Genomic DNA, 22,560 nt, shown 5'->3' on the forward strand with positions numbered 1-22,560 from the left:
CGTTTCACCCCTGTTCCTTAAGGCCGATTCCCCGCAGCCATGCGTCCACTTCGTCACGCGCGCGAAGGCCGCTGTTTCCATAGGCGGCAAAGCCGTCCAGAACCTTGCTGCCCGGGCAGAGGGCCTGCGTATCGCGCGCCAGCTCGGCCATTCCTCCGCCGCCGTGCGTGCAGAACGGCACGACGGTCTTGCCCGTAAGGTCGCAGCGTTCGAGGAACGACGCGACCGGCGGCGCAATCGTACTCCACCAGTTCGGCGAGCCGACAAACACAACGTCGTAAGACCCCACGTCTGCGGTTTCCCTGATTTCCGGACGGAAACCGGCGCGTATCTCTTCTTTCGCCTGGTCTACCACCGCCTGATAGGCGGAAGGATACGGCTCCACCGGCTTAATCTCAAGCAGGGTTCCTCCCGTTTCCGTACGGATCAGCTCCGCAAGCCCTTTCGTATTCCCTGAGTGGGAATAATATGCGATCAGCAGTTTCTTCATACCTGTTTTCCTCCTTTTGCACCATCCGCGTTTTTCGGCGCGCCCGGCTCCACAAACACCGTTCCGGCGGGAATCCGCCGCATCGCCTCTTCCCAGCGTTCCGGTTCAATGTCTTCCACCGATACGGAAACATATTCCGGCCCGATGCCAAGCTCTTTTGAAACCGTCTCCCGCACGGCCAGGGCCAGGTTTGTTTTTGCGGCCGCGTCCCGCCCCGGAAACATTGCGACTGTGATATGCGGCATTTACTTTCCCTTCCATTCCAATTTTTCGTATTCTTCGTCCGTCACCGACTCCAGCCATTGCGCCGGACCCATGCTGCTGTTGGTTTCGACGGAAAGATGTACAAACCAGCTATCCTTCGCCGCACCGTGCCAATGCTTCATGTCCGGCGGGATCTTCACCACGTCTCCGGGGCCAAGCGGGCGCGCGGGCCGGCCTTCTTCCTGATACCAGCCCCGCCCGCCGGTCACGAGCAATATTTGGCCGCCCGGATGCCTGTGCCAGTTGTTGCGGCAGCCCGGTTCAAAGGTCACGTTGCCAATCGGGCAATGGAATTCATCGCCGCCTGCGGCAAGCATCTCAAGATAGGCCTGCCCCGTAAAATTCTTGCTGAATTCCCCGGGCAGCTTGCCGCCCCGGGGAAAAATCACACTATTTGAAAGGTCATCCATGTTTTATCCCTCCATTTTTTACCGGTACGCCTTTTGATAGATTGCCGTACAATCCTCATGTGAAAGCTCGCACGGATCGGCGGTAAACAGGCCGCCCATGGTGGCCCGGGCATTTTCGGCAAGCGCTCCAAGTTCCTCCCGCGTGATCCCATAGTCCGACATCTTAAGATCCGCGACCCCGCAGTCCTGCTGCAGTTTCGTAAGCGCCGCAAGGAAATCCTCCGGCCCGCGCGCAGTTTCCATGCCCATCGCTCTCGCCATACGGATGAAACGGTCTTCGCAAACATTCTTTTCAATAAAATATTCGTAATATGCGCGGGAAAGCATAATGAGGCCCGCCCCGTGCGGAAGCTCCTGGTGGAAGGCGCTCATGGCCTGCTCCATGGAATGCTCGCTCGTGCAGCACGAAAGGCTCATCACATACCCGGAGAGGGTGTTGCCGAACGCCACCTGCCCGCGCGCCTCAAGGTCTTCCCCATTCTTCACGGCGGCCGGCAGGTATTTGGCAATCGCTTCGATCGCCGTCAGCGCCACCATGTCGCTCATGGGGTTCGCCGCTTTGGAAATATAGCATTCCGTGCTGTGGAACAGCGCGTCAAACCCCTGGTATGCGGTGAATTCCGGCGGTACGGTGGTCATCAGCTCCGGATCGACGACCGCAAGCACGGGAAACAGGCTGTCCATACCGCCGCAGCCGATCTTTTCGTGGGTGTCCGGGTTCGTCACCACGCCCCCCGCGTCCACCTCCGAGCCGGTTCCCGCCGTGGTGGTGATGCAAACGACGGGCAGCGGCCTGTTTTCAAGCGGTTTGTTTTTTCCCGTCGCGCCCGCCACGTAATCCCACAGGTCGCCGGGGTTTGGGGCCATCATGGCCATGACTTTGGCCGCGTCCATCACGCTGCCGCCCCCAAGCGCCACCACAAAATCACAGCCGTTTTCCCGCGCGAACGCCGCGCCTTCCATCACCGTATCTTTAAGCGGGTTGGCCTGCACCTTGCCGAACACCACAGTCTGTACCCCTGCGAGGTGCAGCTGTTCTTCCGTACGTGCAAGCGCGCCGTTTGCGCGCGCCGAGTTGCCGTTTGAAATAACGACCATGGCTTTCCTGCCCGGCATTTCCTGGATATTGAGGTTATTCAGCTCTCCTGGGCCAAACAGTGTCCTTGTCGGTAAATACATGTGGTAATTCATATCGTTTTCCTCCCTGTTCTTCCATATTTCTTCTGTCTTTATTAAAACTCTACTCCTTGGAGTGAACTCTAAGTCAAGCTCCTCTTTTTCTTGTTTACAAATTGTTCATATCCACCCTGTCCGTCAAAAATACCCCTTATCCACAGGATAAGGGGTATGCCTTATAATGTCTAATACCTATATTCTATTATTTTTCATGCTTAAAAAGCATTTCTTTCCTTACGGCTCCAGCGCAACCTTCACCACGCCGTCCGCCTGGCTTTCAAAAAGCGCATAAGCCTCCATCGCACGGTCCAGTGAAAAACGGTGCGTGACCAGCGGCGTGGTATCGAGTTTTCCCTGCCGGATCAGCTCCAGGATTTTTCCGCAGGAATTGGCATCCACACCGCCCGTCTTAAAGGTCAGGTTCTTGCCGTACATGTCGGGCAAGGGAAGGACTTGCGGTGTTTCATACATGGCGATTACGCATACCGTCCCGTTCGGGCGCGCTGCTTTCCATGCGGCCTCAAAAGTGCCCGCGCCGCCCGCCACTTCAAACACCACGTCTGCGCCCCGCCCCTGGGTAAAGCTGCGCGCCGCAGCGACGGGGTCTTCCCGCGCGGGATTCACCGTAACGTCCGCGATTCCCATACGCCGCGCGAGCGAAAGCCGTCCCTCGGAAAGATCCGCGGCAATGATGCGCGCCGGGCGGCAGAGCCGCGCGCAGGCCATGGTGCACAGGCCCGTTGGGCCCGCGCCGAGCACCAACACCGTGTCTCCTTCTTTGATCCCGCCGATCCCGGCGCCCCAATAGCCGGTGGCAAGGATATCCCCTGTAAAAAGCGCCTGTTCGTCCGTTACCCCAGCGGGGATCACGTCAAGCCCATGGTCGGCAAACGGCACGCGGACATACTCCGCCTGTCCGCCGTCAATCCTGCACCCAAGCGCCCAGCCGCCATATTCGTGCGTACAGTTGTTGACGAACCCGCGGCGGCAAAAATAGCATTCGCCGCAAAAGGTCTCCACGTTGACCGCCACCCGGTCCCCCACGCGGACCTTTCGCACGCCGTCCCCGGTTTGCTCCACCACGCCCACCATTTCATGCCCCACGATAACTCCTGGCTTTGCACGGGGGACGCTGCCGTGCTTTATATGCAGGTCGCTCGAGCAGATGGAAGCCAGCGTCACCCGGACGACCGCATCCGTGGGCGCATGCAGCGCCGGTACGGGCCGTTCTTTAAGCGCAAATCTTCCTTTTTCCTCAAAAACAACCGCTTTCATCGTTTGATCCATTTTAGCGCGCTCCTTGTATGTTTTCCCTTTATTATACATTATACCGGATGCGGAACGCTTTGTCATTCCGTCCGGCGCGCCCTGTTTAAAGAAGGAAATTTCTGTTTATAGCCAATACGAAACAAAAATCCGGCAAACGCCATGTTTTGGCGCCTGCCTTTTTCGCCCAGGAGGGAAGTCTTATCAAAAAAGCAAAAGCATTCTTCGGATCCATCGCCGGATCGTCCGCCTTTTTATTGAACAGCTCCCTGATCGCCATTCCCTACCTGCTGTTCCTTCAGTTGGTGGACGGAACCAGCCTCGCAACGGTTCTGCCCCTCGTGATCTTTTACACGTTGCGCATGACGGGTATATTTTTGCTGCGCAGTATCCGCGCGGGCGCGGACAGCTATTTTATGATGATGTTTTCGCTGGTCCTTGGAGCCGCCGGCGCGCTCTGCGGCGTGCTGGGCGTTTTCTATTTCCCGTTTTTCACGCCCTCCGCAATCCTCCTTGGGCTTAGTACGGCCTTCATCCAGCCCGCTTTCACTACCCTGCATTTCCAGCGGCAGGAACAAACCCAAACGTCTGGAGCGGGCAAGCCAAAGAAAAATTTTGCGCCCCTCGCATTCGTCGCCGTGTTCCTGCTTGCCCTGATGGCCCTGCCCTCCCCCATACGGACGGGCGGCGTGATGCTGCTTTACCTTGCCCTTTTCCTGCTCGCCCTCTATTCCGCCTCCCGCGACCCGGCGCACACCTTGCGTTTCGTCCGCCTGAAAAACGTGACCGTATCCCCGCGGTACGCGGCCGTTTTCCTTATATTTTTCGTTTTGCTGATCGTACTGCGCATCGCGCGCCTGACCTTTGACGCGCAGGAACTGGACGTCGTTACCATTTGGTTCGCCGTCGCCTTCCTTATCGCCATGCTCCTTGTTTGGCTGCGCAGGAAACAGGCCCGGCTGCCCCTATGGCTCAACCTTCTTTCCCTCGCCAACGGTATGTGCGGGAATTTCCTCTTTATTTTCGGTTCCTTTTATGTCGGCGCTGTTTACGGGATTGGCGAAGCGGCCGCCTACGTATACGTCCCATTCGTCCTTGGTATGGGCTGTTCGATGGCGTTTGCCTCAAAACTGTGGAAACTAGCGGGAGGTGTATCTCCCTTTACGGTACAGGCAATCGGCGCATGCGCGAGCCTCGTCCTGCTGATGACGCCCTTTTATTTCCCGGCCGGCGTCTTCCTCGTCAGCTTTTTCTTCAGCGGCACAAGTTCCCTGCTCAACCGGGAGTATTACCATACGCAGTCCATTCCCACAGACAGGCGGCTCGTCAGTAAATTTACCATGCAGGATATCGGCAGCATCACCTACCAGTTCATCATTGCCGCCTTCCTTCTCGCCCTTTTCAGCTTTTACCGGCTACCCGCGGCGGCGTTTTTCACGATGACGGAACAAGTGTCCCACCCGGAAACGCTGGTCCATGCGGTGCAGATTGTCAGGTTTTGGGGCTGCCTGATCCTTGCCGCGCTCTATGCCGGAGTTCTTGCCGCGCGGAAAAAAGGCGCGGTAAAAAAAGCACCTTCGGCGGAATAGGCTTTCGCCAGCAGGCCCAGCCGCACATTCCTACTGCATTTGAAAGCCCATTCCGAAATTTCAAAACTTTATGGCGGGCAAGGCCCGCTTTTTATTTACCTTCCATTTACACCGCGTTGGACTTTTGTTTGAGCCGGACAGGCCTGCACCCTCGGGCATTCGCCGACGCCCGCCGCGTTCGACGCCCTGTTCCGCTTTATTCGCCTGTACCGTTTACCATTACAGCGGCATGGCCGGATAAAGTGGGGAGAAGGCCCTTTCCCGGCGCTTTGCGGCACAGTTTCATTGTTCCTGAAAGCAGAAAAATTTTTTCAACCGCCTCATTGCATCCCTGCCGGAAACAGGTTATGCTTGGGGCAGGAGGTGCGTATGATGGCAAATGAGGAAAAAAAGGACTTTAACGCGATGCTGCACAAAGATACCGGGATGCCGAAAATACAGGTTGTAACAGACGAGGCCACGGTTCAAAAATATGGCGGGGAAAAAATGTTTTTTGCTCCCCCCTTCGCGTATGATGAGGTGATGAAAACCGTTCCTTATGGAAAGGTGCTTACCATCGGCGCGATCCGCGACTATTTCGCCAAACAAAATCATGCCGATTTCACCGACCCGGTCACAGCCGGTATCTTTGTTTCGATCGCCGCGTGGGCAAGCGCCCAGCGGAAGGATAATGAAACGCCCTACTGGCGGACCTTGAAAGCCAACGGGGAGCTCAATCCCAAATATCCCGGCGGTGTTGCGGCGCAAAAGGAGAAGCTGGAAGCGGAGGGCCACACGGTTATCCGCCGGGGCCGGACGAATTTCCGGTATTATGTAAAGGAATACGAGAAGGCGCTTTTCCGTCTGGAATAAGAAAGCGCATAGCTACACGGTCCGCGAAACACACTTGTACAAATAAAATATCCCTTCCGGCGGTTGCCGCCGAAAGGGGTATTTTTGTGCGCCCTTATTCGCGGGGGGCGCCCCGCTCTTTTTCGTCCTTCTTCGCGCAGTCCGGGCATAACCCTTCGAACAGAACGCTGTGCGTATGCACCGTGTAACCAGCCTGTGCCCCAACCTCCCGGTCCCATTCCGTTTGGTATGGCAGGGCGGCGTCGGTTATTTTGCCGCAGCCCACACACATCAAATGGTAATGCGGTTCTGTCCGCAGGTCAAAGCGGTCCATTCCCGGCGTTTCCACCCGGCTGATCTTTCCGTTTGCCGCCAAAAGGTTCAAGTTGCGGTACACGGTTCCCCGGCTGATCTTATCGTCCCGCAGGCGAACATCAAGGTAAATCCGGTCCGCGCTTGGGTGGTCGGTATGGTTCCGTACGGCTTCCAATACCAGCCGCCGCTGGCGGGAATTGCGCTGTTGCTTCATAGATTGTCACTCCTGCATCGGTCCCTTTCGTCTTTACACCGTATCCGGCAGTGTCGCCTCGATCAGGCCGTCATTGTCAAGCTTGGATAGTTCTTTTACCCGGTCGGGGTCAAGGCCCAGCGCCTTTGTCATCCGTTCGCCGTATTCCTTGTCGGCAAGGTAGCAGTGCGCCGCGTGGCGGTATTTGATGTTCTCCGTAACGGGCGCTATATCGGCGGCGGTATTTTCGATCAACAATTGTTTTTTGTCCTCTGTCATCACGCGCCACAGGTCGCCGCCCGCCCGGAAGCAATCGTCGGTTGGGTCGTCTTTGGGATCATACCGCCACATTGCTCCTTCGAGGTCGAGCGGCGGCTCCGCTACTTCGGGCTGGGCCGTCCAATATCCGGCGCTATTCGGCGTATATGCGGGCGCAGCGCCGTAATTGCCATCCACACGCATCGCGCCATCGCGGTGGTATTCGTTCACCTCCACCTTCGCGCGGTTGATTGGAATCAGGTTGTGGTTGACGCCCAAACGGTAACGCTGCGCATCGCCATAGGCGAACAGGCGGCCCTGCAAAAACTTGTCGGGCGAGAATCCAATCCCCGGGACGACGTGGGCCGGAGCGAACGCGGCCTGCTCTACTTCCGCAAAATAGTTTTCCGGGTTGCGGTTGAGTTCCAGTTCCCCGACCTCGATCAGCGGATATTCCGCATGCCGCCAAATCTTGGTGATGTCGAACGGATTCTCGTAATGGTTCTTCGCCTGTTCCTCCGTCATGATCTGCACATACATCGTCCATTTCGGGTAATCCCCGTTTTCAATTGCGTTGAAAAGGTCTGCGCCGTGGTGTTCGCGGTCCATGCCGTTGATCCGTGCCGCCTCTTCATTGGAAAGGTTTTTGATTCCCTGCTGGGTCTTGAAATGGAACTTGCACCACACCCGCTCGTTTTTTTCGTTATAAAGGCTGAACGTATGTTCTCCGAAAAAGTGCATGTTGCGGAAAGAAGCCGGAATGCCGCGGTCGCTCATTACCACCGTAACCTGGTGGAAACACTCCGGCAGCAGCGTCCAGAAATCCCAGTTGTTCTGCGGGCTGCGCCTGCCCGTCCTGGGGTCGCGCTTCACAGCGCGGTTGAGGTCGGAAAAATTGTGCACGTCGCGGATAAAGAAAGTCGGCGTATTATTGCCCACAAGGTCCCAATTTCCTTCCTCCGTATAAAATTTGACCGCCACGCCGCGGATATCCCGCTCGCAATCCGCCGCGCCGCGTTCCCCGGCCACCGTTGAAAAACGGATAAACACATCCGTCTGCGCGCCCGGCTGCAATACCTTTGCCTTCGTGTACTTTGAAATATCGTGCGTCACGGTAAACTTGCCGTGCGCCCCCCATCCTTTGGCGTGCATCCGCCGTTCCGGGATCACCTCGCGGTTAAAGTGCGCCATTTTTTCCATCAGCCACACGTCCTGCATCATCACAGGCCCGCGCGGGCCCGCCGTGATGGAATTCTCATTATCCGGCACCGGCGCTCCCACTTCATTCGTTAATTTCTTCCTGTCTTTGCCTTGTTCTTTCATAGTCCTGTTCTCCTTTTCTTGGCTAAATCAAACCCTTTTTTCTATCTTGTATTTTATAAAAAGGCACAGCGTTGGCGCCTTTCCTGCAACAGCTCAAACCGTTTCGTCCTTTGAAAATCCTTTTTCCTGCCGCAAGGCCCTGGTTTTTGTCCTGCGTTTCGGATTGGCGGGAAACCAGCCCTTCTCGACGCGCTTTTCCTGCTCCTTCAGTTCCTTGATGCTCCACAGCATCGCAAACCCCGCCACGCCTGCCGCCGCGGACAATATGGGATGTGGGAGGAATAGGGAGACGGCGCAGAGTGCCGCTCCGCCAAGTAAAAAAACCGGCCATATTTTGGCACTAAAATAATATTCGCATTTAATGACGATCGGGTGGAATCCCCCGATAATCAAAAACGATATAACTCCGATCAAAATCCCCGTCCACATCATTTCCCGTTTCTCCTTTTTCGTTCCGCGCGGCGTTTTCTACAGCGCCGCGAGCATTGCGACGATCCACACGTATGCGCAGCTTTTCGGCAGCATCAGCATCCCCAGTTTGGGGTTGCGCCTTGCCCCGGCTACGACCGGGAGGTAGAACGCAAAGCTCAGCGTGACCGCGAGCCACATCCATTTCACCGCCAAAACACCGTTTCCCAAAAGCCCATACACCGCAATGACCATAACTCCCATGATAAGAAACGGGATGTTGCGGTAGATGCCCCACATAACGGGCGGGTTCTGATCCAGCCACCTGTTTTGCGGCAGGCAGCAAAGAGCGATCCGCAAAGCCGCAAGGATATAGACGAGTATGGTCCACGCCCCGGCCCCCTGCGGCAAAAACAGCAGCAGGGCGATATGCCACAGCAGCAAGTAAAAGACTGTCATCGTAATTGAGGTAATAAACTTTCCGCGCCCGAGCGCCTTTTGATATCCATCCGTGTTATCCCGTATGATCGAGGCAATCCGTGGAACCAAATGAAAGGAATCTCCGCCCGCCAGCACCAACGCGGCCGCGCCGCCAAGGAGGCGCACCGCCGGAAAGGCGTGCAGGAGAATAAAAATTCCCAAAACCAGTACGGCAGAGAGGTAGGCAATATCAAATACCACTTCCACAATTCCGAAAAAACGTTTTTTCTCTTTCATGCTTCTTCCGATCCCCCGGCCTTCCATTCCCGTGCTTTTCCGCGCGGCCTTGCCATCCACAGGATATGCGCCGTGACCGCCGCGCCGACCGCCGCGAGCACAGGCAGGAGCCATACCCGCTTCATCAGCGCGCTGGAAAGCGCAAGCATGCCCCACAGGAAGGCAAGGCTTATCGCAATTGTTTTTACGGTAAGTCCTTTTCTTTTGCTGTAATTTTCGATATATTCTTTGAAAAAAGGAATTTTCATGATCCGTGCGCGCATCGCCGGCACATAAGTGAAACAGCCGGCCGCCGCAATAACAAAGGGAGTGGTTGGCCAGACGGGCAGGACAATCCCGATTGCGCCCAGTGCAAGAAGGATAAATCCAACTATTGTTACAGCGGCAGTCCTGATCGTCATTTATCACGCCCTCCATTATTAGTAACGAGTCTTATTATCGAGTATGATACCCTTATTTTACTATCCTGAAACATTTTTATAAATTTTTTGGCGTTTGCTACTTGCGCGTATAACGGATTAAATATCACGCTGTCGTCGTGTACATTTCCCGTGCGGACCTCTACTCCCAGCGCAAAATTATGTTTGCCGCACGCTGTATACACTCCATGCGCGAAATACATCTTGTGTCCTCCCTTGCGGAATACTTCACTGCCAGGGTTTGTCATCGATACCGTTTTCTTTTGTGTCTTGATACTGCTTTCCGAACTTTGGTGCAAATACGATATGATATTTGCAGTTCCGTTTGAAATCCTCCGTTTGTTTCCTTGCAGTTATCAGGCCGCAAGGTTATTTTATCAAACGGAGGGGTTCTCTTCCCATAGCTTTAAACTTTACGGAACCCCACGCTTAGCGCGGGGTTTTCATGATACAAGAAAGCTTTTGGAATATTCCAAAAGCCTTTTTAATAATGGTCGCGGGGAAGCGCAACATAGTTTACCGGCTATTTTGTTTTACTATACTTGTAATTTATAGAGCGGACAATGTGGCGGGATCGGTAAATTTCCGTTTTCTGCTTTTGGGAGCGTCAATTATCCCTTCGGTTTTGTACCCTCGTAGAAAAGGCTGTCCCTATTCAAAGCGGCTTATCGTCTTGTTCTTCTGCTGTACTGATCCAATTATAGCGCAGCAAATGACCTTCGCGCCAATTCTCTTACAGCTTTTTTAAAGTCCTTGCACGGAAAAAACTTCTGCTCGTATCGTTCCTTATCCTCTGGAAAATCTTCTTTGCGGAAGTTATCGTGTTCAATAATCTCTGCCTCGCACGCTCCATTACTATAGCGTCGCTGTACAACCATAAATCTCCACTCCATAAGGACCTTCCTTTCATTGGCGTCGTCAATGGCAGCCGTAGAGCTTAAACACTATTCTGTTTTGCTTTGTGTAGGTAGATATTTTTGTACCTTTATGATAATACTATATTTTAATGAAATCAATATAAATTTGTCTGTGGAATTTTAGGTTTCGACTTTCACTAGGACGATAAAAGATTGCCCTTGATCGGATGAGGTGGGTATTGTCTTTTTTATTGGCATAGTAGTATTTAGGAGAGATGAGATTAGTTGACTTGCTCAATGCTGGAGGTGTAGAATGTATATAAAATAATTCTCAGGGTGTTGTTATGTATAAAAAAATTAGGAAGCCTTTACTCATTGCCACCATTTGCGCCCTAGTCGCTTTTTTGATTTTATCAATATGGGCTGCTTTATCAGATCAGATTTTGTTAACCACAATTGCTAGTATAATTGAATCTATTACTCTTTTTGCATTAATCCTGCAAGTTGTTCTATTAGCAGAGCAAAACAGGTTAGCCTTAGACTCCCTACTGGTAGACGATTCAAGGAAATCCAAAGAAAAGGCAATTGAAATGGCGCGCTTTTTTGAAGAAGAAATATTGTATCGCTCGGCTTTTATTTCGTTAATTTACAAAGAGAGCAAGATAGCAGAAATAATTCGAAAAATATATCGTACGCAGATGAATGATTTTGATGCTGAAGAAATGAAATCTTTGTTCACTCATAATGATATCATAACTCTACAATCAAATATTTACGAAAACTTAGATAAAAACGTATCATCATTTTTGAACGACAATCACCCTCTGCTGTCACACTCATTGGCTTCCGAAACCCTCTCTAAGCTGCAGGATGATACTTTAAATAAATTGGAATCATTTTGTATGTATTTTAAATATGGGCTAGCCGATGAAGAGATTGTTTATCAATCTTTGCATCAAGTCTTCTTAGATACAATTTCTTTACTTTACTTTACTATTTCTTCTAAAAATACCGATCCCTGTGAAAAATATTATACAAATATAATTGATATTTTTGTAAACTGGAGAGATCGGAATGAGGAGAGAAAAGCATTGTTGGAAAAGAAAAGGCAGGAAATAAAAAATGATCTTCCCTATCGCGGGAAAGATCATTCTGTTTTGTAGCACTAATATTTATTCTTCTGTGTCTTCGTCATTAACATCTTCTGGCCTATCTTTAAACCAACCTGAATATGGAGCCCACATAAGTAAAACCTCCTTTTTACCTATTTGTTCCGTAAAAATCAGTATATTTATAATACACGATGTACTTCCTTATGTCAATTTAATTATACACTAATTATTGCATAAGGTAACCAAATTATTATAAACATTTTGTTAAAATTATACCTAAATCTCCCGTTTAATATATGTCTGGATCATTCCCTGCTTACACTTTTCTCACACTAGCATTATAACAGAAAAACGCAGCCATTCACATGACATCTATCCGACAAATAACGGCAACAAAAAAGCGGGAGCTTTCGCCCCCGCCCTTCGTCAGCCCTTCGGCTTCGTATACTCCCGCGCCTGCTCGCTGTCTCCAACGCCCTTCGTCGTCGGGTCAGTCAGTACGCCGATGAATGACAATACCGCCACCCCCACCGTGCCGATCAGGAACGGATTGGTGAAGAACCGCGCAAGCACATTGCCCACGCTTTCCCATGTGGTCATGTCCGCGTAACTAAGCCCATAATACGCCAGCACGGGCGACGCGATCACGCCAAGCAGTCCAATCCAAAACTGCGGGCTTTTCGCCCGTACCTTCCAGTTAATCTTCTTCATATTCTTTCCTCCTCCTTCAAAATCCCATCTGTTTTTCCACAGCCCTAAATTCCGCCGACGCTGCAAATGCATGAAACAGCGCTTCCCGGCTCATATCCTTGTAAATCCGCTTCATCCAGTTTTCCTTCCCGGACGTGTCCGGCTCCCGCCCAAGAAGCCCCCGGTACAACTCGCAAATAAATTCCCCGTTCGCCTCCCGGGTTTTCAGTTCTTCCGTTCCGAAATAAAAACTATATCCCGTCTGCGCGGGCGTAATCCGTCTGTTCATCAGCTCGTTTATGTGGTACGTTCTACCTGCTGCGTCCGGCTCCCGGTCCAGCACCTTCCGGTACAGCCTGTCCACATATGTTTCCACTTCCGTCCTGTTTGGCATTGCTTCCTCCTTTTCTTCCGGCAGGCTTCCTCCCGCGATAGACAGGATGCCCCGCGCAATCTCATTCACGATCTCGTCAAATTTGCTGTCAAACAAAGCGTTATCCGCCGCGCTGTCCATAAATCCCGCCTCGATGGTCGTCGCCGGCATTGTGGTATGCGACAGGACGTATGTGTTTTTGTCCTGCACCTTCACGCCGCGATTTTTAAATCCTACGCCTACGAGCCTATCCTGTATAGCCTGTGCCAATTTCCTTGACGTCGCGCTTGCCGCTGATACGATCAGGCATTCCGCGCCCTCGCCGCCTCCCGAATTGCGGTGAAACGCAATAAACAGGTCCGCGCCCCACGCGTTTGCCTTTGCCGCGATCTCTTTTACCGGAATCAGGTAATCCCCGTCCCGTTCGAGATTTACGGAATGCCCGGCTTCTTCCAGCTTTTCCGCGACTGCGGACGCATACCGCAGCGCGTCGTCCTTTTCCTGCCTGTCTCCGATGCCCACGGCCCCGCTGTCGCTCCCGCCGTGTCCCGGATTGATATAAATTTTCATACTCTTTCCTCCTTCTTTGAAATAAAAAAGACGCTTCCGCGCCTCATTTGACCTCTAACTTCTTCACGTCCTCCACAAGCTTCCGCACCGCTCCATTCCCGCCGAGTGCCGTATACTGCTTCAGGAGATCATCCAAAGATTCCAAACTGTGGATGCGCACGCTCCCACGCTCGAGACACCTGTCGCAAATACGGATCAACTCCTCCCGCAAAAGACAGCGTACACCGCCCCGGATGGCCTCCTCTTCCGTTCTGTCCTGTTTTACCTTTGCGCGCCGCCGCCCGCCCAGGAACCCAATTACCATTGTAGTAACGGCATGGCATAATCCCCTGTATCTTCCGCATTCCCACCTCCTGTCCTCTTTTGCTTTCTTTCCATTGTTAATTGGAATCCGGGGAACAAAAAAGGAAGTACGTAAACGCACTTCCTTTTCCAGCCCCGTTTTTATGGAGCCCGTCTATTTTTCTACAATAACATTATATCAAAAAAACGCAGCCAATTACACGACATCTGCCCGACATGTTCCGGCGGCAACAAATTCGGCGTCCCAGTTCTTCCTTGTTTCGTCATGGAACAGGCATGCCGCAAACCATAAAAGCCTTCCATACAGCTATTTCCCTCGTATAACCGCAAACCGGTAACGTTCTTTTTTGAAACCCAACCGTAGTTTGCAGCGCTTTTTACCGCGATTTTGCATTAGGAGCCATAACCAAGCCAGTATGCCCATCATAACGCTCCGCCGATACAAGCACGAACGCCTTGGCCCCCAATGAAACAGGCGGATAGTTTGGCCATAAAGCATATCAAAAAAGCACGCGGCAGCCGTGTGCTTTTTTGATCTCTCTGAATTAGATCTTACGTCATACTACGGTTTGATATAGGCAAACCCTTCGTGCTGTTTTTTAATCAGTTCCACCGCCCCTGACGGGACAACCTCCACAAACGGGATCAGCGTGCTTTCGCGTATTCCCGCACTTGCCAGCGCGTTCCTGCACGCCGTAAACTTCACGGTATCGAGCGCGAGGTCGCGCACGGTATCGTAGCGCCCGGCTTCCCTTGCCTCGTCTTCGCGCAAATCTTTTACGGCCTCGCTGTTCGCCACGATCTCAATGTTAAAATCCGTACCCGTCTGTTCGCCGTATCTCATAATATTTTCGGCGTTCGTAAGGGCAAGGTCCCACTTTTTTGATTCGTCTACGTGTATTACTGCTTTCATCATGCTCCTCCTTCCTTCAATCGCTCCTCCAAATATTCTTTCAGCACTACGGCGTCATTGTTTTTTGAATCCTTCGCCGCATAAACCAGCGTTACGTTTCCCCCGGCAGCCCGGTTTCGGACGGTGGTAAGAAACGGTTCCAACGCGGGGTTCCGTTCAAGCTCCGCAATGTATTTTTTTCGGAACTCCGGAAATTTCTCCGGTGTGTGCCCAAACCATTTACGCAGCCCCGGCGTAGGCGCGATTTCCTTCTCCCACAGGTCGATTGCGGCCTTTTCCTTTGATTCCCCGCGCGGCCACAGGCGGTCTGCCAGGATCCGGAAGCCGTCTTCTTCTCCTGCGCCTTCATATACGCGTTTCAGCTTCAGCATCTTTTTTCACCTCGTTTTTATTGATAAGCATTCTGCGGATTTTCTAACCAAATCTGCCGAAATTTAATTGATGACGCAAAAAGGCTGATTTCGCAGCGGCGGCATTCAAATGCCCCCCTTTCGCCCCATGTTGGCAAGTATTTCGCGGTAACGCTTCGTTGCGAGGGCGCTCGGCTTTCCCTTCGCGCAGAAGGAAAGCCTTGCGAGCTTGGGCCGGACGCGCTCCACCACCACCTGCCCGTTTGCGAGTTTTCCTTCCAGTGCGGACAGCGCCGCCAAAAAACGTTCGTCTTTTTTTGCGCGGTCGTAAAACGAAAGGACGTACACATACACAAACAGATTATAATTATGGAACGGATATTCCACCTGCATGAACAGCGTGCCCATCCCATAGTGGCACGGGCCGACGGGCTTGCGCACCGTCCAGTGCCACAGCAGGAATTCCACTGCGCGGTCGAGCGCGGGTTCCCGGTTCAGGTATTCGCTGAAACGAAACGCCGAAAGCGCGGTGAGCGTGGGAAAGGGATTGGAATGCTCCGTTTCCGGGCCGCGCCCAAAGCTGTATTTATTGCATTTCCAGCCGCCGTCCTCCCGCTGCGTTTCAAGGAGGTGGCAAAATGTCCGCCGCAGCCGCGGATCCGCGGCGTAACCCATGCGGCACAGCGCCTCCGCCATGTGGATGGTCTGGCAGGGATAAATCCCGCCTGAGGGAGCCACCTTGAAGCGTCCGTCCTCCCGCCACGCACCGAAAAATAATTCTGCCATTTTCCGCATCAGTGGGTCCGTGCTGTCCATTCCAAGCTCCGTCAGGAACATGGCGCTTTCGAGCGCAGACCATGGCGCGCCTTTCAAAAGCCGCTTGTCCGGCGTGGTCCAAAGATCGGCCCCGTTATCATGCCGGTGCGACAGGATAACCTCCGCATCCGGTAAATATTGTTTTTCTATTGCCATTTTTCCTCCCTTCCCGCATCCATGTCAAACAGGCTCACCTGCCCGGTACGGTCTGGTTTTACCGCCCGCTCGGTCACTTTGTCTCCCGGCAGGAGCGTACCGCACAGCATGGGCGCGGCCGGGTCGTAGCCTGCCCGGTTCTTTTGCACGGCTTTGTCCGATACATTGGCGTAGCAATACCGGCAGCCGTTGCCGCACGTATCGTATGCGCCGACGTCCACGCTTTTGACGCAGCGGCATTCGCTTCGCTGTCCGGGATCCTTTTTCAGGTTCATCCGGCGGCCCGTGATCCTCGAGACCAGGGCACCGTCAATGCATTTTGCCTGCGGGATGCCCGCCGCGGCAAGGCCCGGTGTTCCGCATGCCGATACCTCGATGCCGTTTTTCCGTCCAATCTCCGCAAGCTTCCGCGCGAGATCCGTCTGCGCCTCCTCTGCAAGGGTGAAAATACCGTGCGCAGCCATGCGCGTCCTGATCTTGGGATATAGGTCGAGAAAACTCAGTTTACACTGCTCCGTATAGCCCCGGAGTGCCTCCGCTGTTTTGGTAAAAAATTCGAGGTGTGCCTCCGGCGGATAAGTGCGGCTCAACAGCACGGGGCTGTAGCGCCATACCGCCTGCCGCGCACCCGTCCGGTCCGCGAGCCGCCGGAATGTTTCCACGAGTCTTTCTTTCGGGGGCAGGGCGCATTCCATTTCAGGCCCGTATGGGTTAACGGTAAATTGTACATAATAGGGATAGTTTTTTAAATGATCAAGTTTTCCGAGCATCGGTTCCGGATTTTTGGTCCAAAAAACGATGCAGTCCACCACTTCCGGCGAAAGGGGTATGCGGCTCACCTGATGGAAATTCATCGGGTTGCGCACCAAAACAAAACCGCTTTTAAGGCGGTTCAGAAACCAATCGAAATAAAAACGCGGAATATCCGTGCGCCTGCTTGCACTGATAATCATTGCTTTCCCCTTTTTGCGGAGCAAACCTCTGGCCTGCATTACGCTCCTTATATTTATATTATACCAAAAGGCAGCCCGGAAAAGGGGACTTTCCGGCTGTTTCTATTTTTCTTATGTCCCGTCAAGCAGGTATTTGACGATTGTATGGCCAATCAGGCAGACCGCCGGCGTATTGCCGTCCACACGGTATGGAATGGTGAAGACATCCGCAATGGCCAGTCCTTTGCGCGCCGTATTCTCCCCCGCCGGTTGTCTGCTGCGCTGCCGTTAAAGCGGCAAAGCTGTTTTTCCCCGTTCTGCCCATCAATTTTGTAGTCTAGGGGCGGAAAGCGGATAGCCGGAGGAATCTTCCATCCCCCGCAAATAAAAAGCGGCCTTCCGCAAAAGTGGAAGACCGCTTCAGTCCATACCGCATTTTAAACAAAGGGATTTGCGAACATCTGCCCCGCAGTGAGGGATTCCACCAGCACGATGGTACCGATAGCCGCCGTATAGATCGCAAAGCCGTAAAGCTTGTATTTGCTGATGAGTTTGAGCATGAATTTGATGGCCACAAAACCGCACACCGCTGCAACGATAGTGCCTACGATGACAGCCGGAACGGAAACGTCGCCCATGCCGGTTTCCGCAAGATCCTTCGCGCCGAACACCACGCCGCCGAGGATCGCCGGGATAGACATCAAAAACGCAAACTTCGCCGCCCGTTCGCGGCCTACGCCCGAGAAAAGGCCGCCCGCAATGGTCGACCCGGAACGCGAAAGGCCGGGCAGGATCGCCGCCGCCTGCATCAGGCCCATTGCCATCGCCTGCGGGAGCTCCACTCCGCGCTTACGCTCTATGCGCTGCGCAACCAGTTCGCACGCGACGAGCACGCCCGTCGTCGCGTAAAACCCGAAGGCAAGGTATTTCCCGTCGAGCACGTTCGCAAACGTTTCGGGAGCCACTTTTTCCGCAATCAGCGTCACCACAACCGCCGGGATCGTCGCCAAAATCAACATCCCCAGCTTGTTTTTAACGGGATGCGTGAGGATCGCCACAATTTCCGGCCACAGCACGATGAACACCGCCACCAGCGTACCCACGTGCAGCATCACATCATAAAAAATCGGCACCTCGCCTACGCCGAGCAAGGCCTGCATTAAATTAAGATGTCCTGAACTTGAAACGGGCAGAAATTCGGTGAAACCCTGAACCGCCCCTAAAATGATCGTATCTAAAAAACTCATAGTTCTGCTCCTTACCTAGTAGCCTTTTCAGACGATAATGAGTTCCTCTAACTTTTTTATTATAACAGGCCCGTGCAGTTTTCACAACCGCGCTTGCGAAAGATTACATTACAGATTATAATAAAATGGTTGCAAAGCGGGGAACAGCCCGCGCGTAGCAACCCCCGGGGAGGGGCGCGGCGGTGCGGCATACCTCCGGTTTAGGGATTGTTGCCGGGCGCTTGCCCTTTATTTTTTATTTTGGAGAGTATGGCCTTACGCCATATTTATGCCGCTGGAGCCATTGAGCGGGGCATGCAGCCTAAAGCATTGTAAACGCTTCCCGGACGCGCTTCATTGCAGGTTACTATGGATAGATATGTCCGCGTATCTAATAAATCTTTGGTTCATGCGGTAAAACAGTCCTGGCAGTTGAAAGCAGTGTAAATTGGCGTAGAAATAGCGCAAAAATTGCAAACTGGTCTTGAAAACAGTGGAATATAAAGGAGAATCGGGATAAATGAAATTAGGAGTCGTCGGGTTGCCGAATGTCGGCAAAAGCACGCTTTTTAACGCGCTTACGCAGGCGGGCGCGCAGAGCGCGAATTATCCGTTCTGCACCATCGAGCCGAATTACGGCATCGTTTCCGTGCCGGACGCGCGCATGGATTATCTGGCGGAGATTTACCATCCGCAGAAGTTTACGCCTGCGCAAATTGAGTTTGTGGATATCGCGGGGCTCGTGAAAGGCGCAAGCAAGGGCGAGGGCCTCGGCAATAAATTTTTGTCGCATATCCGCGAGGTGGATGCGATCATCGAGGTGGTGCGCTGTTTTGAGGACGACAACATTACCCACGTGGATGGCAGCATCGACCCGCTGCGCGACGTGACCACCATCAATTATGAACTGATTTTCGCGGACATGGAAACCGTGCAAAAGCGGCTCGACAAAGCTGTAAAGATGCAAAAGACAGGCGACAAAAGATGGAAGCTCGAAGCCGCGGTGTGCGAGACGGTCCTTGCGGAGCTTGAAAAGGGCAACTTTGCGCGCAACATCGAATTTGACGAAGAACAAGGGGAGATCATGCGCTCCATGTTCCTGCTTACGGATAAGCCTATCATCTATGTAGGCAATATTGCGGAAGACCAGGTCGGCAAAGACGGCCTGCCCATTTTAAAGCCGCTGCAAGCGTATGCAGGAGAGCACAAGAGCGAAGTTGTGACCATTTCCGCAAAAATAGAAGAAGACCTCTCGGAAATGGATGAAGAGGAGAAATCCCTGTTTGTCGAGGAGCTTGGCATCGGGGAGTCCGGTCTTTCCAAACTGATTAAGAAATCCTATTCCCTCCTCGGCCTCATCAGCTACCTGACCGCCGGAGAAAAGGAAGTGCGCGCGTGGACCATTACCAGGGGAACCAAAGCGCCTCAGGCCGCGGGTAAAATCCACAGCGACTTTGAGCGCGGGTTCATCAAGGCGGAAGTCATCGCCTTCGACACACTGAAAAACGAATGCGGCGGAGATATGCAGGCCGCCAAGGAAAAGGGCCTCGTACGCCAGGAAGGCAAGGAATATGTCATACAGGACGGCGATGTGGTGTTGTTCCGGTTTAACGTATAACGGCGTCGGAGCACGCCTTTTTGCTTCGCTTCCGTCTTACGACGAAAGCTTGCTCCTTAGGCGGCTCCTCCTCTTCCCCACACGAACCGCTGGCGCTGGGTTTCGTGCGGGGGCCTTGTTTTTTGCACGCCTTTTTGCTTCGCTTCTTTTTTCTGCTGCCTAAACGGGGCGAAGGTTCCTTTTCCGCGTTCTGGATAGATGCGGGCGTTTTCCCTGCGATCCTCGCGGGGCTTGGGACGGGCGCGGCCATTCAATGCGCGGCCTGGGGCGCGTTTGCCTGTTATACCTGTTCCCTGCAAGATCAGAACTCTTATTTCATTCTTCTTTCAGCAACCAGCGGTTTACTTAACGCTCACCGTCGCTTTTGGGCCTGTCTCTTCTTTTGCGCAGAGGCCCGGCAGGCCTTTCACCCTACGATACAAAAGGAGAAAGTGCATGGCTGGATTCAGAAATTTTATGCCCGAACAGGAGATCCTTTTAAATGAGCCGCTGCGCATACGCGGGCGGGAGGCTGTACTCGCGGCACTGGCCTCACACGGCGGCGAAAACTGCCTGTGGCTCTTTTACCACCGCCCAATTCCCAAACGGTTTTTAGACGGGGAGCCCGAGGCGTCCACGCACCGGGAGGAACGGGAATATGCCCTGCTCGATGCGGAACTCAACCGCTTCTGGCCGCAGTCCCTTTGCATTCAAGGCCATCTTCTTTCGTTTACATCCGCCGGTGCGGTTCCCCTGTCCGGCAACGGTTCGCAGGAAGATGTGCCGTTCCGGTATTTCGTGGAAAAGGGCGTCGGCCTGGGGCGGCTTGCGGATATCCCGCAGCGGGATATTTCCGTTATGCATTGCGCGTTTGAGGACAGCGGTATTTTTTCCGCGTTCGATCCAGCCCGGCCCCTCGGCCTTTCCCTTGCCGTTGGGCCGGAGAGTGTGGAGCTGCCCATTCATCAGGAGCATACCGTGATGCTGGGCACGGGGCCGGCAGATGAACGGTTTACCTTCAAAAAGCCGGACGGAACGGAGTGCGGGTATTATTTGAACGGACTTTTCCTGCACGAGTTTTCTGCACCCACGCCGGAGCAGGAGCGCGAATCGGCTGGGCAGATGCGCGCGCAGGGCCTTTCGGACGCGCAGATCGCAAACATACAAAAAAGCAGGCGGGACGCCTGTCCCAAAGGGCATAAGCTCCTTGTGCTCGCGTACGAAGCGGAGGGGGACGTCCAGCTTTCTTTTTACACAAAAGCGTACCTTAACGCCGCCCCCGAATGGAAAAGCGGCGCGGCGTCCATCGCCGTCCTGGTTTCCAACGGTGAAAAAGGCCCGCACGGGCACAGGGAGCAATGCTGCTGCCTCGGGCCGGTACCCGAAACGCTTGCGGGGCAGGTGGAGCTGGAGCTGTTCTCCTTTTACCGCTATCTGCCCGAAGAAACCATCGATCTCAAATAACCTGGCATTTATTGACAAATTTACATTGCTTATATTATAATTTTTTTGTTCATCGGAGGGCTTGTAATCGCAGTTGCAAAGCCGGATAAGATGTCGGGTGCGCCCGGTATGTTATCCGGCTTTTTATTGTTTTAAGGAGGAATTTATGCCTGTATCCCAAACTTTTACCCAGGGAAAAATCTTTTCGCCGCTGATTCGTTTCGCGCTTCCCGTGCTGCTGGCGCTGTTTTTACAGGCCATGTATGGCGCGGTAGACCTGCTTGTGGTCGGCCAGTTTGGCACCGCGGCAGGCGTATCCGCCGTTTCCACGGGAAGCCAAATCATGCAGACGCTGACAATCGTGATCGTCGGCCTCTCCATGGGTATCACCATACTTGTCGGGCAGAGGATCGGCGAAAAGCGCTTCCGTGACGCGGGCCGCGCCATTGGAAGCGGTATCGCCCTGTTTGCGGCTGTCGCCGCGGGGCTTACCGTCGTTATGATTCTCGCCGCGGAATCCCTTGCCGTCTTGATGCACGCTCCGCCTGAGGCCGCGCGGGGCACTGTCTCTTATGTGCAAATTTGTTCGGCAGGCAGTATTTTCATCGTGGCTTTCAACGTAATCGGCAGCGTTTTCCGTGGGATCGGCGATTCCAAAATGCCCCTCATCACCGTGGCCATCGCGTGTACGGTAAACATCGGCGGTGACCTTTTGCTGGTGGGTGTGTTTCGCATGGACGTCGCGGGCGCGGCGGTTGCGACGGTAGCCGCGCAGGCCGTAAGCGTCCTGCTTTCCCTGCTCATTATCCGCAAACGCGCGCTGCCTTTTTCTTTCTCCAAAAAAGATATTCGCTTTGACCGCAGGCTGATCGGCAAGATCGTGAAGCTTGGGTCGCCCATTGCCCTGCAGGACCTTCTTGTGAGTATTTCTTTCCTCGTGATCCTTGCAATCGTGAATGCCCTCGGCCTCACCGCTTCGGCGGGCATCGGCGTGGCGGAAAAGCTGTGCGCCTTTATCATGCTCGTGCCCTCGGCCTATATGCAGTCCATGGCCGCATTTGTGGCGCAGAACATCGGCGCGAACAAGCCGGACAGGGCAAAAAAAGCGCTTTTGTATGGCATTCTTTCCTCCCTTGCCGTGGGCGTACTGATCGCGTACGTTTCCTTTTTTCACGGAAGCGCGCTGGCCTCCGTCTTCGCACGGGACGCCGCGGTGGTCTCGGCTGCGGCGGACTATTTGCGCGCTTACGCCATCGATTGCCTGCTGACCTCGTTCCTCTTTTGCTTCATGGGGTATTTCAACGGCTGCGGCAAGACGCTTTTCGTAATGGCGCAGGGGATCGTCGGCGCGTTTGCCGTGCGCATCCCCATCTCCTATTTTATGAGCCGGATTCCGGGTGTATCCCTTTTTATGATCGGCCTTGCAACGCCTGCTTCTTCGGTGGTGCAGATTGGCCTGTGCGCAGCCTATTTCTTTTGGCTGGCAAAAAAGGCCAAACGGCCGGGCACAGTCCGCTGCGAAGCTTAACGCATCCGTTTCGCCCGCTTCCGGCCAATGCGCTT

Annotated in this window: 25 protein-coding genes; 6 read left to right on the top strand and 19 right to left on the bottom strand. The window is 53.6% G+C overall.

Annotated elements, in window-relative coordinates; translation table 11 throughout:
- Positions 1-4 precede the first annotated feature (4 nt).
- The 5 genes from H8S18_RS08430 to H8S18_RS08450 form a co-directional block, all read right to left on the bottom strand.
- Positions 5-490, bottom strand: a complete 486-nt coding sequence (locus tag H8S18_RS08430) for a flavodoxin (RefSeq protein ID WP_186857870.1) — start codon at positions 488-490, stop codon at positions 5-7.
- On the bottom strand, positions 487-735 hold the full coding sequence (locus H8S18_RS08435) for a tautomerase family protein (protein ID WP_186857871.1): 249 nt from the start codon (positions 733-735) through the stop codon (positions 487-489). The genes H8S18_RS08430 and H8S18_RS08435 overlap by 4 nt, the downstream gene beginning before the upstream one ends.
- Positions 736-1,164 carry a cupin domain-containing protein gene (locus H8S18_RS08440; RefSeq protein WP_186857872.1) on the bottom strand — a complete coding sequence of 143 codons (429 nt, stop codon included), beginning with the start codon at positions 1,162-1,164 and terminating at the stop codon, positions 736-738. It abuts the gene before it with no gap.
- Between the two features lie 18 nt (positions 1,165-1,182).
- A complete protein-coding gene (locus H8S18_RS08445; protein ID WP_186857873.1) occupies positions 1,183-2,355 on the bottom strand; it encodes an iron-containing alcohol dehydrogenase in 1,173 nt (390 codons plus the stop codon).
- A gap of 219 nt (positions 2,356-2,574) precedes the next feature.
- Positions 2,575-3,615, bottom strand: a complete 1,041-nt coding sequence (locus H8S18_RS08450) for an alcohol dehydrogenase (RefSeq protein WP_186858071.1) — start codon at positions 3,613-3,615, stop codon at positions 2,575-2,577.
- Positions 3,616-3,863: 248 nt separating this feature from the next.
- Between H8S18_RS08450 and H8S18_RS08455 the strand changes: the two genes are divergently transcribed.
- On the top strand, positions 3,864-5,195 hold the full coding sequence (locus H8S18_RS08455) for a hypothetical protein (RefSeq protein ID WP_207721716.1): 1,332 nt from the start codon (positions 3,864-3,866) through the stop codon (positions 5,193-5,195).
- A 372-nt stretch (positions 5,196-5,567) separates the two neighbouring features.
- Positions 5,568-6,047, top strand: a complete 480-nt coding sequence (locus tag H8S18_RS08460) for an MGMT family protein (RefSeq protein WP_186858072.1) — start codon at positions 5,568-5,570, stop codon at positions 6,045-6,047.
- Between the two features lie 94 nt (positions 6,048-6,141).
- Here H8S18_RS08460 and H8S18_RS08465 read toward each other — a convergent pair whose 3' ends face one another.
- The 6 genes from H8S18_RS08465 to H8S18_RS08490 all read right to left on the bottom strand — a co-directional run bounded on the left by H8S18_RS08465 (position 6,142) and on the right by H8S18_RS08490 (position 10,552).
- Positions 6,142-6,555, bottom strand: coding sequence for a Fur family transcriptional regulator (locus H8S18_RS08465; protein ID WP_186857875.1), 414 nt, complete (start codon positions 6,553-6,555; stop codon positions 6,142-6,144).
- A 33-nt stretch (positions 6,556-6,588) separates the two neighbouring features.
- On the bottom strand, positions 6,589-8,115 hold the full coding sequence (locus H8S18_RS08470; RefSeq protein ID WP_186857876.1) for a catalase: 1,527 nt from the start codon (positions 8,113-8,115) through the stop codon (positions 6,589-6,591).
- Positions 8,116-8,208: 93 nt separating this feature from the next.
- A complete protein-coding gene (locus H8S18_RS08475; RefSeq protein ID WP_186857877.1) occupies positions 8,209-8,547 on the bottom strand; it encodes a DUF4491 family protein in 339 nt (112 codons plus the stop codon).
- A gap of 36 nt (positions 8,548-8,583) precedes the next feature.
- Positions 8,584-9,240, bottom strand: a complete 657-nt coding sequence (locus H8S18_RS08480) for a hypothetical protein (RefSeq protein WP_186857878.1) — start codon at positions 9,238-9,240, stop codon at positions 8,584-8,586.
- Complete coding sequence (locus H8S18_RS08485; RefSeq protein ID WP_186857879.1) at positions 9,237-9,641, bottom strand: YbaN family protein; 405 nt, start codon at positions 9,639-9,641, stop codon at positions 9,237-9,239. Before H8S18_RS08485 ends, H8S18_RS08480 begins: the two co-directional genes overlap by 4 nt.
- Before the next feature lie 716 nt (positions 9,642-10,357).
- Positions 10,358-10,552 (bottom strand): hypothetical protein, encoded by a 195-nt coding sequence (locus tag H8S18_RS08490; protein ID WP_186857880.1) that lies wholly within the window; start codon positions 10,550-10,552, stop codon positions 10,358-10,360.
- A gap of 308 nt (positions 10,553-10,860) precedes the next feature.
- Between H8S18_RS08490 and H8S18_RS08495 the strand changes: the two genes are divergently transcribed.
- A complete protein-coding gene (locus H8S18_RS08495) occupies positions 10,861-11,679 on the top strand; it encodes a hypothetical protein (RefSeq protein WP_186857881.1) in 819 nt (272 codons plus the stop codon).
- A 375-nt stretch (positions 11,680-12,054) separates the two neighbouring features.
- On the opposite strand, the gene H8S18_RS08500 is transcribed toward H8S18_RS08495, so the two are convergent.
- From H8S18_RS08500 to H8S18_RS08535, 8 genes are all read right to left on the bottom strand, one after another.
- Positions 12,055-12,339, bottom strand: a complete 285-nt coding sequence (locus H8S18_RS08500) for a phage holin (protein WP_186857882.1) — start codon at positions 12,337-12,339, stop codon at positions 12,055-12,057.
- Between the two features lie 16 nt (positions 12,340-12,355).
- Positions 12,356-13,261, bottom strand: coding sequence for an N-acetylmuramoyl-L-alanine amidase (locus H8S18_RS08505; RefSeq protein ID WP_186857883.1), 906 nt, complete (start codon positions 13,259-13,261; stop codon positions 12,356-12,358).
- Between the two features lie 43 nt (positions 13,262-13,304).
- The gene (locus tag H8S18_RS08510; RefSeq protein ID WP_186857884.1) at positions 13,305-13,685 is read right to left on the bottom strand and encodes a hypothetical protein; all 381 of its coding nucleotides are present in this window, start codon (positions 13,683-13,685) and stop codon (positions 13,305-13,307) included.
- A gap of 441 nt (positions 13,686-14,126) precedes the next feature.
- Complete coding sequence (locus H8S18_RS08515; protein WP_243165110.1) at positions 14,127-14,477, bottom strand: DsrE family protein; 351 nt, start codon at positions 14,475-14,477, stop codon at positions 14,127-14,129.
- Positions 14,477-14,848: a DUF488 domain-containing protein gene (locus H8S18_RS08520; protein ID WP_186857886.1), complete on the bottom strand. Its 372-nt coding sequence runs from the start codon at positions 14,846-14,848 to the stop codon at positions 14,477-14,479. Before H8S18_RS08520 ends, H8S18_RS08515 begins: the two co-directional genes overlap by 1 nt.
- 105 nt (positions 14,849-14,953) lie before the next feature.
- Entirely contained in the window at positions 14,954-15,799 is an 846-nt protein-coding gene (locus H8S18_RS08525; RefSeq protein WP_186857887.1) for a prenyltransferase, read from the bottom strand.
- Positions 15,790-16,752, bottom strand: a complete 963-nt coding sequence (locus H8S18_RS08530) for a DUF1848 domain-containing protein (protein ID WP_186857888.1) — start codon at positions 16,750-16,752, stop codon at positions 15,790-15,792. Before H8S18_RS08530 ends, H8S18_RS08525 begins: the two co-directional genes overlap by 10 nt.
- A gap of 416 nt (positions 16,753-17,168) precedes the next feature.
- Positions 17,169-17,978 (bottom strand): undecaprenyl-diphosphate phosphatase, encoded by an 810-nt coding sequence (locus tag H8S18_RS08535; protein WP_186857889.1) that lies wholly within the window; start codon positions 17,976-17,978, stop codon positions 17,169-17,171.
- A 499-nt stretch (positions 17,979-18,477) separates the two neighbouring features.
- Between H8S18_RS08535 and ychF the strand changes: the two genes are divergently transcribed.
- From ychF to H8S18_RS08550, 3 genes are all read left to right on the top strand, one after another.
- On the top strand, positions 18,478-19,575 hold the full coding sequence (gene ychF / locus H8S18_RS08540; RefSeq protein ID WP_186857890.1) for a redox-regulated ATPase YchF: 1,098 nt from the start codon (positions 18,478-18,480) through the stop codon (positions 19,573-19,575).
- A gap of 435 nt (positions 19,576-20,010) precedes the next feature.
- Entirely contained in the window at positions 20,011-21,018 is a 1,008-nt protein-coding gene (locus H8S18_RS08545; RefSeq protein WP_186857891.1) for a hypothetical protein, read from the top strand.
- A 145-nt stretch (positions 21,019-21,163) separates the two neighbouring features.
- On the top strand, positions 21,164-22,525 hold the full coding sequence (locus H8S18_RS08550) for an MATE family efflux transporter (RefSeq protein ID WP_186857892.1): 1,362 nt from the start codon (positions 21,164-21,166) through the stop codon (positions 22,523-22,525).
- Positions 22,526-22,560 lie beyond the last annotated feature (35 nt).

This window comes from Christensenella tenuis, from assembly GCF_014287795.1.
GTDB classification, from domain to species: Bacteria; Bacillota; Clostridia; order Christensenellales; family Christensenellaceae; genus Christensenella; species Christensenella tenuis.